11 protein-coding genes are annotated in these 11,929 nt (G+C 67.8%); 2 read left to right on the top strand and 9 right to left on the bottom strand.

Annotation, left to right across the window (positions count from 1 at the left end; translation table 11 throughout):
• Window positions 1–618: ZIP family metal transporter (locus CCR87_RS13360; protein ID WP_201158029.1), on the top strand; the 618-nt coding region annotated here is incomplete at its 5' end.
• Between the two features lie 31 nt (window positions 619–649).
• Here the strand turns inward: CCR87_RS13360 and CCR87_RS13365 are convergent.
• From CCR87_RS13365 to CCR87_RS13385, 5 genes are all read right to left on the bottom strand, one after another.
• Window positions 650–2,248 (bottom strand): ABC transporter ATP-binding protein, encoded by a 1,599-nt coding sequence (locus tag CCR87_RS13365; RefSeq protein ID WP_201158030.1) that lies wholly within the window; start codon window positions 2,246–2,248, stop codon window positions 650–652.
• Window positions 2,245–3,351: an ABC transporter permease subunit gene (locus CCR87_RS13370; RefSeq protein ID WP_201158038.1), complete on the bottom strand. Its 1,107-nt coding sequence runs from the start codon at window positions 3,349–3,351 to the stop codon at window positions 2,245–2,247. The genes CCR87_RS13365 and CCR87_RS13370 overlap by 4 nt, the downstream gene beginning before the upstream one ends.
• A gap of 138 nt (window positions 3,352–3,489) precedes the next feature.
• A complete protein-coding gene (locus tag CCR87_RS13375) occupies window positions 3,490–4,569 on the bottom strand; it encodes a microcin C ABC transporter permease YejB (protein ID WP_201158031.1) in 1,080 nt (359 codons plus the stop codon).
• Between the two features lie 10 nt (window positions 4,570–4,579).
• Entirely contained in the window at window positions 4,580–6,436 is a 1,857-nt protein-coding gene (locus CCR87_RS13380) for an extracellular solute-binding protein (RefSeq protein WP_242512012.1), read from the bottom strand.
• Window positions 6,437–6,684: 248 nt separating this feature from the next.
• Window positions 6,685–8,025 (bottom strand): c-type cytochrome, encoded by a 1,341-nt coding sequence (locus CCR87_RS13385; protein ID WP_201158033.1) that lies wholly within the window; start codon window positions 8,023–8,025, stop codon window positions 6,685–6,687.
• A gap of 186 nt (window positions 8,026–8,211) precedes the next feature.
• Between CCR87_RS13385 and CCR87_RS13390 the strand changes: the two genes are divergently transcribed.
• A complete protein-coding gene (locus tag CCR87_RS13390; protein WP_201158034.1) occupies window positions 8,212–9,087 on the top strand; it encodes a prephenate dehydratase in 876 nt (291 codons plus the stop codon).
• Between the two features lie 12 nt (window positions 9,088–9,099).
• Here the strand turns inward: CCR87_RS13390 and CCR87_RS13395 are convergent, their stop codons facing one another.
• From CCR87_RS13395 to zapE, 4 genes are all read right to left on the bottom strand, one after another.
• Window positions 9,100–9,984 (bottom strand): YihY/virulence factor BrkB family protein, encoded by an 885-nt coding sequence (locus tag CCR87_RS13395; protein ID WP_201158035.1) that lies wholly within the window; start codon window positions 9,982–9,984, stop codon window positions 9,100–9,102.
• Window positions 9,985–10,073: 89 nt separating this feature from the next.
• Window positions 10,074–10,418: an H-NS histone family protein gene (locus CCR87_RS13400; RefSeq protein WP_207186644.1), complete on the bottom strand. Its 345-nt coding sequence runs from the start codon at window positions 10,416–10,418 to the stop codon at window positions 10,074–10,076.
• A gap of 105 nt (window positions 10,419–10,523) precedes the next feature.
• Window positions 10,524–10,877 (bottom strand): helix-turn-helix domain-containing protein, encoded by a 354-nt coding sequence (locus CCR87_RS13405; RefSeq protein WP_201158036.1) that lies wholly within the window; start codon window positions 10,875–10,877, stop codon window positions 10,524–10,526.
• A 93-nt stretch (window positions 10,878–10,970) separates the two neighbouring features.
• Window positions 10,971–11,929: cell division protein ZapE (zapE, locus tag CCR87_RS13410; RefSeq protein WP_201158037.1), on the bottom strand; the 959-nt coding region annotated here is incomplete at its 5' end.

An 11,929-nucleotide genomic window follows, 5' to 3' on the forward strand; every position in this document is an offset into this window, starting at 1 on the left:
GGCAACGCGGTGGCGGCGGGGCTGATGCTGGCGGCCTGCTACAGCCTGATCGTGGAGGGGTTCGCGTTCAGCCCCTTGCGCACGCTGGCGGGGGTGCTGGGCGGCGTGGCGCTGATCCTGATCGCGAACCGCTGGCTCAAGCGCCACGACGGTCTGTCCATCGCCAATGTGCAGGGCGCCGACGGGGCCAAGGTGCTGCTGATCGTGGGCATCATGACCGCCCATTCCGCGGCCGAAGGGGTCGGCGTCGGCGTCGGTTACGGCGGCGGGCGCGAGCTGGGCGATTTCATCACCATCGCGATCGCGCTGCACAACGTCCCCGAGGGGCTGGCGATCGCGCTGATCATGGTGCCGCGCGGCGCCACCGTGGCCCGGGCGGCACTGTGGAGCGTCATCTCCAGCCTGCCGCAGCCGCTGCTGGCGGTGCCGGCGTTCCTGTTCGTGCTGACGTTCCAGCCGTGGTTGCCGGTGGGGCTGGGGCTGGCGGCGGGCGCGATGCTGTGGATGATCTTTTCCGAGCTCCTGCCAGAAGCCAGCGCCGACATCAGCCACGAGGGGCTGGGGGCGGTCGTGGTCGTCGCCTTCGCCGCGATGCTGGGCGTGACGCTGCTGTTCTGATGGCATACGCGGGGCCCCCGCCCGGTCCCCGTCAGCCCGCCGCGGCCTTCAGGTCGAACGCAGCGGCCATCAGCGTGCGCGTATAGTCGGACTGCGGCGCATCAAAGACCTGCGCCGCCGCGCCCTGTTCGACCACATCACCGTGGCGCATCACGATGACATGGTGGGCCAGCGCGCGCACCACCCGCAGATCATGGCTGATGAACAGGTATCCCAGCCGGTGGCGGCGTTGCAATTCCCGCAAAAGCTCCACGATCTGGACCTGCACCGTCATGTCCAGCGCCGAGGTCGGCTCGTCCAGCACCAGAAGCTTCGGCTTGAGGATCATCGCCCGCGCGATCGCGATGCGCTGGCGCTGCCCGCCCGAGAACTCATGCGGATAGCGGCTCATCATCGCGGGATCGAGGCCGACCTCGCGCAGCGCGGTGGCGACCATCGCGTGGGGATCGCCGCCCCCGGATCCATGCACCGTCAGCCCCTCGGCCACGATCTGTTCCACCGTCATCCGCGGCGACAGGCTGCCGAAGGGGTCCTGGAACACCACCTGCATGTCACGGCGCACGCCCCGAAGCTGGCGCGACTTCCAGCCCTGGATGTCGCGACCCTGGAACACCACCGGCCCGTCCGACGAGATCAGCCGCAACGCCGCCAGCGCCAGCGTCGTCTTGCCCGAGCCGCTTTCGCCGACCACACCCACGGTCTCACCCTCGCGCACGGCAAGGGTGGCGGCGTTGACGGCCTTCACATGGCCGACCGTGCGGCGCATCAACCCGCGCTGGATCGGGAACCACACGCGCAGCCGGTCGGTGCGCAACAGCTCCGGCGCGCCGGAGGGCACCGGCTCGGGCATGCCCTGCGGCTCGGCGGCCAGAAGGCGGCGGGTGTACGGGTGCTGCGGGTCGGCGAACAGCGCGCGGGTCTCGCCGGCCTCCACGATGCGGCCGCCCTGCATGACGCAGACCCGGTCGGCAAAGCGCCGCACGATGCCCAGATCATGGGTGATGAACAGAAGGCTCATCCCCTCCTCGTGCTTCAGCCGGGCCAGAAGCTCCAGGATCTGTGCCTGGATGGTGACGTCGAGCGCGGTGGTGGGCTCGTCGGCGATCAGCAGGTCCGGGCCGTTGGCCAGCGCCATGGCGATCATCACCCGCTGGCGCTGCCCCCCCGACAACTGGTGGGGATAGGCGCCCAGCCGGCTCTCGGCCTCGGGGATGCCGACCTTGTGGAGCAGTTCGAGGATGCGCGCGCGCGCGGCGTCCCCGGTCAGCCCCCGGTGGATCGCGAGGCTCTCGGCCAGCTGCTTTTCCAGTGTGTGCAACGGGTTGAGAGAGGTCATCGGCTCCTGAAAGATGAAGCTGATGTCGTTGCCACGCACCGCCAGCAGCGCCTTGGCGTCGGCGCCCACCATCTCGCGGTCGCGGTAGCGGATCGACCCGGTCACCTGTGCCGACTCCGGCAGCAGCGCCACCGTGGACAGCGCCGTCACCGACTTGCCCGAGCCGGATTCGCCCACCAGCGCCACCGTCTCGCCCCGGCCCACATCGAACGAGACGTCGCGCACGGCATGGATCAGCCGCCCCTCCTGGGCAAAGCTGACCGACAGGTCGCGGACCTTCAGCACGGCGCTCATTGGAAGGTCTTTCGCGGGTCGAAGGCGTCGCGCACACCTTCGAAGATGAACACCAGAAGCGACAGCATGATCGCAAAGGCAAAGAACGCGGTGAAGCCCAGCCACGGCGCCTGCAGGTTCTGTTTCGCCTGCAACGTCAGCTCCCCCAGCGACGGCGCCGAGGACGGCAGCCCGAAGCCCAGGAAATCCAGCGCCGCCAGCGACCCGATGGTGCCCGTCACGATGAACGGCAGCATCGTCAGCGTGGCGACCATGGCGTTGGGCAGCACATGGCGGAACATGATCACGGCGTTGGACACCCCCAGCGCGCGCGCCGCCCGCACATATTCAAAGTTGCGCGCGCGCAGGAATTCCGCCCGCACCACCCCCACCAGCGCGGTCCAGCCGAACAGCGTCATCAGGAACACCAGCAGCCAGAAGTTCATCTGGAACATCGCCGCCACGATGATGATGATATAAAGCGACGGCGTCGCCCCCCACAGCTCGATCACCCGCTGGAAGCCCAGATCGATCCAGCCGCCGAAATACCCCTGCACCGCGCCCGCCGTGATCCCGATGACCGAGGTCAGGACGGTGACCACGATGGCAAAGAACACCGACAGCCGGAAGCCGTAGATCACGCGCGCCAGCACGTCGCGCGCGGTGTCGTCGGTGCCCAGCCAGTGCCGGCTGTCGGGCGCGGACGGGGCCACGCCGCCGATGTCGTTGATGGTGGTGTAGCTGTAGGGGATCAGCGGCCACAGCATCCAGCCGGGCTCGATGGGGATGCCGTCGACGAACCCCTCCGCGGCCTGGGCCATGGCGTCTTCGGGGTCATCCATGCACAGCTCCGCCCCCCCGGTACGGATCAGGCAGGCCACCTCCGGGTCGCGATAGACGGCCTCGGTGCGGAAATCGCCGCCGAACGCCGTCTCGGGGTAGAAGTTGAAGATCGGCGCCTTGATCTCACCCCGGAAGCTGACGAGCAGGGGGCGGTCGTTGGCGATGAATTCGGCGAACAGCGACAGCCCGAACAGGATCGAGAACACGATCAGCGACCAATAGGCCCGCCGGTTGGCGGTGAAATTGCGCCAGCGCCGTTGGTTGAGCGGCGACAGCCGCAGCCCCCACGGCCCGCGGATCGGCGCGGGCGCGACCGGCACAGCGCCCGTGTCGGGCGCGCTGTCGGGCAGCGGCGCCGCGCCATCGGCCGCCGGGGCGCGGCGCGGATCATCAAGGTTGGTGACACGCTCGGCCATGGCTCAGGTCTCCCGCGTCTCGAAGTCGATCCGGGGGTCGATCCAGACATACATCAGGTCCGACAGAAGCCCCACGAACAGCCCCAGCAGCCCGAAGGTGAACAGCGTGCCGAAGATCACCGGATAATCCCGCGCCACCGCCGCCTCGAACCCCAGACGCCCCAGACCGTCGAGCGAGAAGATCGTCTCGATGATCAGGCTGCCGCCGAAGAAGACGCTCACGAACACCGCCGGGAACCCCGCGATGATGATCAGCATGGCGTTGCGGAACACATGGCCATAGAGCACCCGCCGTTCCGTCACGCCCTTGGCGCGGGCGGTGACGACGTACTGCTTCTTGATCTCCTCCAGAAAGCTGTTCTTGGTCAGCAGCGTCAGCGTGGCGAAGGCCGAGATGGTGGAGGCCAGCACCGGCAGCGTGATGTGCCAGAAATAGTCCAGCACCTTTCCCACCAGCGACAGTTCGCTCCAGTTGTCCGACGTCAGCCCCCGCAGCGGGAAGATCTGGAAGTACGACCCCCCCGCGAACAGCACCAGAAGCAGGATCGCGAACAGGAACCCGGGGATCGCATAGCCCACGATGATCGCGCCCGAGGTCCATGTGTCGAAGCGCGAGCCGTCGCGCACCGCCTTTCGGATGCCCAGCGGGATCGACACCAGATAGGCGATCAGCGTCGACCACAGCCCGAGGCTGATCGACACCGGCAGCTTCTCCAGCACAAGATCGATGACCGAGATGGAGCGGAAGTAACTCTCGCCGAAGTCGAGGCGCATGTAGTTCCACATCATCGTCAGGAACCGCTCCAGCGGCGGGCGGTCAAAGCCGAACTGGCGCTCCAGCTCCTCGATGAACTCGGGCGGCAGGCCGCGGGCGCCGACGTACATGCCCTGCTGGCCACGGTCGGCCCCGGCATCGGCACCGCCGGCAAACCGTTCGAACACGTCGCCGCCGCCATCCATGCGGGCGATGATCTGCTCGATCGGCCCGCCCGGGACGAACTGGACCAGCGCGAAGTTGATGACCATGATCCCGATCAGCGTCGGGATGATCAGCAGCAGCCGCCGCAGGACATAGGCGCCCATGCCCGCCCCCTCAGCGGATGGCGCCGGCGGCGCGCAGCGCCTCGGCCTTGTCGGCGTTCCACCACCAGAAATCGAACTGCCCCAGGCTGTAGGGCGGGATCTCCTCGGGGTGTTCGAACATGTCGTAATAGGCGACCCAGTGCTCGGACTTGTACCACTGCGGCACCCAGAAGCGTTCGGCGCGCAGCACGCGGTCGAGCGCGCGGGTGGCGATGACCATCTCCTCGCGCGTTTCGGCGGCCAGCACGATGTCGATCAGCGCGTCCACGGCGGGGCTTTGCAGGCCCATCTTGTTGAAAACCGACACATCGGCGGTTTCCGATCCGAAGGACTGCTTCAGGCCGGAGCCGGGGATCAGCCCCGTCCGGATCTGATCGGTCAGGATGTCGAAGTCGAAGCTGCGCTCGCGGTTGGTCATCTGCGCGCTGTCCACACGGGTCAGGCGCGCGTCCACGCCGAGGCGGCGCAGGTTTTCGACATAGGGGTTGATGATCCGGTCGAAGCTCTGGGAGTCGTTCAGGAACTCGATCCGCAACGTCTCGCCGGCGGCGTTGCGGCGCAGGCCGTCCTGGCCGATGTCCTCCCAGCCGGCCGCGTCCAGCAGGGCGGTCGCGGCGCGCAGGTTGCCGCGGTCGAGCTGACGGCTGCCGCTGTCGGGGGCACGCACGGCATCGTCGGTCAGCACCCCCTCGGGCAGCAGATCCGCCAGCGGCTCCAGGATCGCCAGCTCCTCCGCAGAGGGCGGGCCCTCGGCGGCCATGTCGCTGTTCTGCCAGAAGGAATGGATGCGGTCATAAAGCCCGTGGAACAGCGTCTCGTTGGACCACTCGAAATTGAACATCAGCCCGATCGCCTCGCGGACGCGGGGGTCCTCGAACTGGGGCCGACGCAGGTTCATCACGAAGCTCTGCCCCGAGGCGAGGTTGCCGTCCGCCAGCGTGTCGCGCACCACATGGCCGCGCTGCACGGCCGGAAAGTCATACCCTTCGGCCCAGAGCGCCGCGCGCGCCTCGGTGCGGAAGGTATAGGTGCCGGCGGTGAAGCCCTGGAACGCCGCGTCATAATCGGCGTAATACTCGATGCGGATGCGGTCGAAGTTCGACCGGCCCTGCATGATCGGCAGGTCCCATCCCCAATAATCCGGGTTGCGGGCATAGACGATGGTCTGCCCCGCCTGCACCCGATCGAGAACATAGGGTCCCGACCCCAGCAGCGGCTGCATGGAGCTCGCCTCGAAGTCACGGTCGTTCTCGACGTAATGCGCCTCGCTGAAGATCGGCAGACCGCCCACCAGCCCCGGCAGGTCGCGCGTCGGCCAGCCCTCGACAAAGGTGAACCGGACCCGATGGTCATCGAGGGCCTCCACCGTGTCGACCTGCTGGCGCAGCACCACGCGAAAGTCCGGAAGACCCTTCTCCTTGAGGATGTTGACCGAGAACACCACGTCATGCGCCGTCAGCGGAGAGCCGTCCGAGAATCGCGCCTCGGGGCGCATGTTGAAGATGACCCACGAGCGATCCTCGGGGTACTCCAGCGTTTCGCAGATCAGGCAGTAGCCGGTGCCGATCTCGTCGGCGGTGCCTTGCAGCAGGCTTTCGAAGAAGATCGAGGCCAGCGCCCCGGCACGCCCGCGCACGGTGTAGGGGTGCATGGAATCGAAGCCGCCAAACCCCCAGACCGAAATCTCGCCCCCCTTGGGCGCGTCCGGATTGACATAGTCGAGGTGGGCAAAATCGGGTGGATACTTCAGCGCCTCGAAGGTGCCGATGCCGTGGGCGATGGTGACGGTCCCGTCCTCGCCGGCCTCCTGCGCGGCGGCGGCACCGACAAGGAGCGTGCCCAGCAACAGCGCGGAAACCGGCGGCATCCCGCGATGGCAGCGGAAGGGGGCGCGGACGGGAAGGGTCAGCGGCATCGCGGGACACTCCATGGTGGCGGGTCATGCTCGCAGATCCGGCGCGTCGCAGGGCACCCGGCTGCGACACCAAGCTAACGCAGGCAGGCGGCACCGCAACCCGCGATTACGCGATTGTCACCCTCGGTGGGTCACGGCGCGCCATGCAACGCAACGGGGCCGCCCCGAAGGACGGCCCCGCCAGATAACCGGATCCCGCGTTACTGGATCGATTCGATATAGGCGAGGACGTTGGCGCGATCCTCGATGTTGCGCAGGCCGTTGAACACCATGCTGGTGCCCGGCGCATAGCCGCGCGGATTTTCCAGGTATTCGTTCAGCTCGTCCTTGGTCCACACCACGTCAGGCAGGTTGCCGGAGTAGCGGAACCCCTCGATGGAGTTCGACTGCCGCCCGATGATTCCCACCAGATGCGGGCCGACGCGGTTCTGCTCGACGTCGGCGACGTGGCAGGCACGGCACTGGTTCCACACGCGGCTCCCGGCGCGGACATCGCCATCGGCAACCATCTGCGCAAAGGCGGACATTTCCTCGGCGGGGGCTTCCTCGGCGGGGGCTTCCGCGACGTCTTCCTCGCGGGCGTCCTCGGCCGGAGCGTCGGCGACCTGCTCCTCGGTTGCGGCCTCGGCGGGAGCTTCGGCGACCTCTTCCTCGGTTGCGGACTCGGCGGGGGCTTCGGCAACATCCTCCTCGGTCGCATCCTCGGCCGGCGCGTCAGCAACCTCTTCCTCGGTCGCATCCTCGGCGGTGGCTTCGGTCACGTCCTCCTCGCGGGCGGCGTCGGAGGCGGCAGCGACGGCCTCTTCCTCGGTCGCGTCGGGTGCGGGGGCTTCGGCGGCCTGCTCCTCGGTCATCTCCTCGGCGGGGGCCTCGACGACCTCCTCCTCGGTGGCAACATCGGCGGGCGCGTCGGCGACATCTTCCTCGGTCGCGGCGTCGGCGGGGGCTTCGGCCACATCCTCCTCGGTCGCGGCATCGACGGCGGCTTCCTCAAGGGCGGGAGCGTCCGTCGCGGGGTCGAAGTCCGGCGAATTGTCGATCAGATAGGCGATCACATTCACGCGGTCCATCTGGTTGCCCAGACCGTTGAACGCCATCGAGGTGCCCTGGGCCCAACCCCGCGGGTTCTCGAGAAAGGCGTACAGGTTCTCGACCGTCCAGCGCTCACCCTCGGGCAGGGCGCCGGAATAGCGGAACCCGTCGACCGCGCCAATGTCGCGGCCCACCACGTTCAGCAGGTACGGGCCCACGTTGTTGCGCGCCTCGTCGGCGACGTGACATGCACGGCACTGGTTCCAGACGCGCGCGCCAGCGCCCGCGTCGGCCATCTGGAACGCCTCGGCGACGGACAGCTGTACCGGGGCTTCGGCGCCATCGGCATCCGCATCATCGTCGCCGCCCAGGTCCATCGAGAACGCGGGCGGAAGATCGCGGCTGCCCGACACGAAGATCGAGTTGGACACCCAACTGCCAAGAAGAAAGATCAGGGCCGCCCCGCAGAGCGCGCCGAGCGCCTTGGTAAACACCATCGTATCGAACATTTCGTGCCCCTAGCTGCCGGCTCAGAAGTGGGGTGCACATATCTGCTTTCTCTTGCCAAGTTCAAGCGATACTTGGCGCGACCAGACGCCCCAGCGTCGCGCGGGCATGGCCGTGGCCCGCCGGGCCGCGGCAATCCCCCGCGTGCCCCCCGCGTGCGCGCCGGTGCAACAACGGAGTCGACCACCATGTCCCCAGCCGCGTCCGCCCCGTCCAGCGGGGCCGCACAGCCCCCCCGCCGCGTCGCCTTCCAGGGCGAACCGGGCGCCTATTCCCACCAGGCCTGCCGGGAAACCTGCCCGCAGATGGAGGCCCTGCCCTGCCGCACCTTCGAGGATGCCATCGAGGCGACACGCTCCGGGCGGGCGGACATGGCGATGCTGCCGGTGGAGAACACCACCTACGGGCGGGTGGCGGACATCCATTCGCTGCTGCCGAATTCCGGGCTGCACATCGTGGCCGAGGCATTCGTCCGGGTGCACATCAACCTGCTGGCCGTGCCCGGAACCCCGCTGGAGGCGGTGCGCGAGGCCGTCAGCCACACCGTCCTGCTGGGCCAGTGCCGCGCGTTCCTGCGCGACCACGCCATCCATCCGGTCGTCGCAGCCGACACCGCCGGGGCGGCCCGCACGGTGGCGGCCGACGCGCTGCCCGCGCGGGCGGCGCTGGCCTCCGAACTCGCGGGCGAGATCTACGGCCTGGAGGTCCTGGCCCGCCATATCGAGGACCAGTCCAACAATACCACACGGTTTCTGCTGATGGCGCGCGCGCCGGACTGGAGCCGGCGCGGCCGCTCGGGAATGATGACTGCGCTCGTGTTCCGCGTGCGCAACATTCCCGCGGCGCTTTACAAGGCGATGGGCGGATTTGCGACCAATGGTGTGAACATGACCAAGCTGGAAAGCTACATGGTCGGCGGATCCTTCACCGCCACGCAGTTCTTTGCCGAGGTCGAGGGACACCCGGAGGATGAAAACCTCGCACGCGCGCTGGAGGAATTGCGGTATTTCACCTCGCAGCTGACAATTCTGGGCGTCTATCCGGCCGACCCCCGGCGCCACTGATCGCCGGAGGGGTCACGCCGGGGCGGGATCGGCGGATACCTGCGTTGCCGCACTGTCCCCGGCGGGATCGTCGCCCTCCAGAACGGAATTCAGCGCGGCCCCGAGAAGAACCGCAAAGGCGCTGATATAGAACCACATCAGCAACGCGATCACCGCGCCAAGCGATCCATAGACCGCGCTGTAATTGCCGAAATTCGCGAGGTAAAAGGAAAAACCGACGGACGCGCTGGCCCACACGCCGACCGACAACCACAGCCCCGGCGTCAACCATGGCAGGCGCGGCTTGCGGTTCGGGCCATAGCGGTACACCAGCGCGACCGCCCCCAGCACCACCGCCAGCACCACCAGCCAGTTCGCAAGGCGCACCGCGAACAGCGCCAGCCCCCCCAGCGGAAAAAACGCGAGCACCACCGGCAGGATCACCACCGCCGCCAGCGCCACCAGCGCCACCCCCATCAGCGACACCGTCAACGCAATCGCAATCAGGTTGTGCCAGACACCGCCACGGTCGGGCACGCCATGCGCCGCGTTGACCCCCTGGATCAACGCCCCCACCCCCAGCCGCGAGGACCACAGCGTCACCAGCAGCGACACCGCGGTGGTAAATCCCAGCCCGCCCTGATGGTTGTCCACCATGCGATCCACCTGTGCGACCAGAAGGTCATAGGCGTCGTCGGGGACGAATTCGCGCATCAAGCCGACCTGCGCCTCGATCATGGCGGGATCGGACAACAGGCCCCACAGCGCGACCACCGCAGCCACACCGGGAAAGATCGCCAGCAGCGCATAGAACGCCACCCCCGCCGACACGAGCGCGACCTGGCGCTCGCCCAGCAGCGTGACCATCGACGACAGCGTATCGGCCGTCCGGCCGAACAGTCCCCTTGGGGGCGTCATGTTACTGCGGACTGTCAACGGTCACCTCCGGCATTGCCCGTGCCGCGGCCCGGCGACACGGGCGCCGGGCCGCGGCACGGGAACGGAATTCAGATCTTGAGCTCTTCGAGCGTGCGGCCTTCCTCGAGCTCGGCCAGCACCCAGTTGGGGCGGCGGCCGCGTCCGGTCCAGGTCATTGCGGGGTTTTCGGGGTGACGATATCGCGCCGGCGACGACTTGCCCTTGCGCTTGCCGGGGCTGCCGGAAAGCTCGTCGAGCTTGAAGCCCATCTCGCGGGCCTTTTCCTCCAGAACCCTGCGCGCTTCCTCGCGCTGGCGGTCGCGATAGGTATCGATGGCGATACCGACTTCTTTCTGAAGCACCTTCAGCTCATCAAGGGACATTTGACCAAGATCCGGTCTGGGCATCTGCGATATCCTGTCATGCAATTCCATATCTGATCACTATGGCACCGGACCGGGAAATTGCAAGGCGGGCGGAACGTGATTTTCACACGATCACATTCCGCCCACCGGAAAGGGCCTCGCAAATTGTGCGGATCAGACGCTCGGCTCGGAAAGACAGCGCGCAAGATCGAGAAGCCGCCGCCGTTTCGGCTCCGAAATTGCCGAGAAACTGCGCAGCAACGACAGCGCCTCCTCGTCGGGGACGGGCTGGGCGCCGGTTCCCGGAGCGCCCTCCAGCCCCTCGAAGAAGAACGCAACCGGAACCTCGAGAATGCGCGCCACATGCCAGAGGCGCGACGCGCTCACGCGATTGAGACCGAGTTCGTATTTCTGCACCTGCTGGAACGTCACGCCCAGTTTGCTGGCCAGCACCTGCTGGGTGATGCCCAGCTCGTGCCGTCGCTGCCGAACCCGTGACCCCACGTGCTGATCGACCGGATGACCCATGTACCACTCCACACTTAACACAACACACACCAATAATATCGCATCTCGGCGGCGTTGCGGCAACCGGAGCGCGCAGAGCACGGTTACCGGCGATCAGCCGGTCCAGTCCGCCGCCTGCATTTCCCGCAGGCGGCTGGCGGTGCGCTCGAACTCGAAACTGCCCGCGCCCTCCAGGTACAGCTGTTCGGGCACATCGGCGGCCGAAGCGATCAGGCGCACCCGCGCCTCATAGAGGGTATCGATCAGGGTGACGAAGCGCTTGGCCTCGTTGTAGTTGGCCGCCCCCAGCCGGGGGATGTCCTCCAGAATCAGCACCCGCAGCGCCCCGGCCAGCGCCAGGTAATCGGCCGGGCCCAGCGCCTGGCCGCACAGCTCCCAGAACGAGGCGCGCGCCACCCCGTCGGAAAACGCAGGCAGCGTCAGCCGCCGGCCCTGCACCACCAGCGTGAACGCCTCGGGCCGCGCGCCGCCGGTCAGGTCGCACCACAGCGCATCGATGGCCCGGCGTGCGGCCGTGCCCGCGGGGTGGAACCACACCTGCGCCCCCGTCAGCCGGTGCTGGCGGTAATCGGTCGTCGACTCCAGCTCCACAACCTCCAGCCGGTCGCGGATCAGCGCGATGAAGGGCACGAACAGCTGGCGATTCAGCCCGTCCTTGTACAGATCCTCCGGCGGGCGGTTCGAGGTCGTCACCACCGCCACCCCGGCGGCGAACAGCGCCTCGAACAGCCGCCCCACGATCATCGCATCGGTGATGTCGGTGATCTGCATCTCGTCGAGGCACAGAAGCCGCAGCGATCCCGTCAGCCCGGCCGCCACCGGCGCCAGCGCATCCGCCGTGCCGCGCGCGCGGGCGGCATGCAGCCCGGCGTGGACCTCCTGCATGAAGGCGTGGAAGTGCACGCGGCGGCGCTCCGGGATCGCGACATGGTCGTGAAAGAGGTCCATCAGCATGGACTTGCCCCGCCCCACGCCCCCCCACAGGTAGATCCCGCGCGGCGCGGGATCTACCTGTGGGGGGGCGTGGGGCGGGGCAAGTCCATGCTGATGGA

The sequence above is a fragment of the Rhodobaculum claviforme genome, from assembly GCF_016653255.1.
In the GTDB taxonomy this organism is placed as follows: Bacteria; Pseudomonadota; Alphaproteobacteria; order Rhodobacterales; family Rhodobacteraceae; genus Rhodobaculum; species Rhodobaculum claviforme.

Coding starts and splice junctions, on each gene's coding strand:
- CCR87_RS13375 (WP_201158031.1), bottom strand. CDS start 4,569: ATGGGCGCCTATGTCCTGCGGCGGCTGCTGCTGATCATCCCGACGCTG.
- CCR87_RS13365 (WP_201158030.1), bottom strand. CDS start 2,248: ATGAGCGCCGTGCTGAAGGTCCGCGACCTGTCGGTCAGCTTTGCCCAG.
- CCR87_RS13390 (WP_201158034.1), top strand. CDS start 8,212: ATGTCCCCAGCCGCGTCCGCCCCGTCCAGCGGGGCCGCACAGCCCCCC.
- CCR87_RS13395 (WP_201158035.1), bottom strand. CDS start 9,984: ATGACGCCCCCAAGGGGACTGTTCGGCCGGACGGCCGATACGCTGTCG.
- CCR87_RS13385 (WP_201158033.1), bottom strand. CDS start 8,025: ATGTTCGATACGATGGTGTTTACCAAGGCGCTCGGCGCGCTCTGCGGG.
- CCR87_RS13405 (WP_201158036.1), bottom strand. CDS start 10,877: ATGGGTCATCCGGTCGATCAGCACGTGGGGTCACGGGTTCGGCAGCGA.
- CCR87_RS13380 (WP_242512012.1), bottom strand. CDS start 6,436: ATGCCGCCGGTTTCCGCGCTGTTGCTGGGCACGCTCCTTGTCGGTGCC.
- CCR87_RS13400 (WP_207186644.1), bottom strand. CDS start 10,418: ATGGAATTGCATGACAGGATATCGCAGATGCCCAGACCGGATCTTGGT.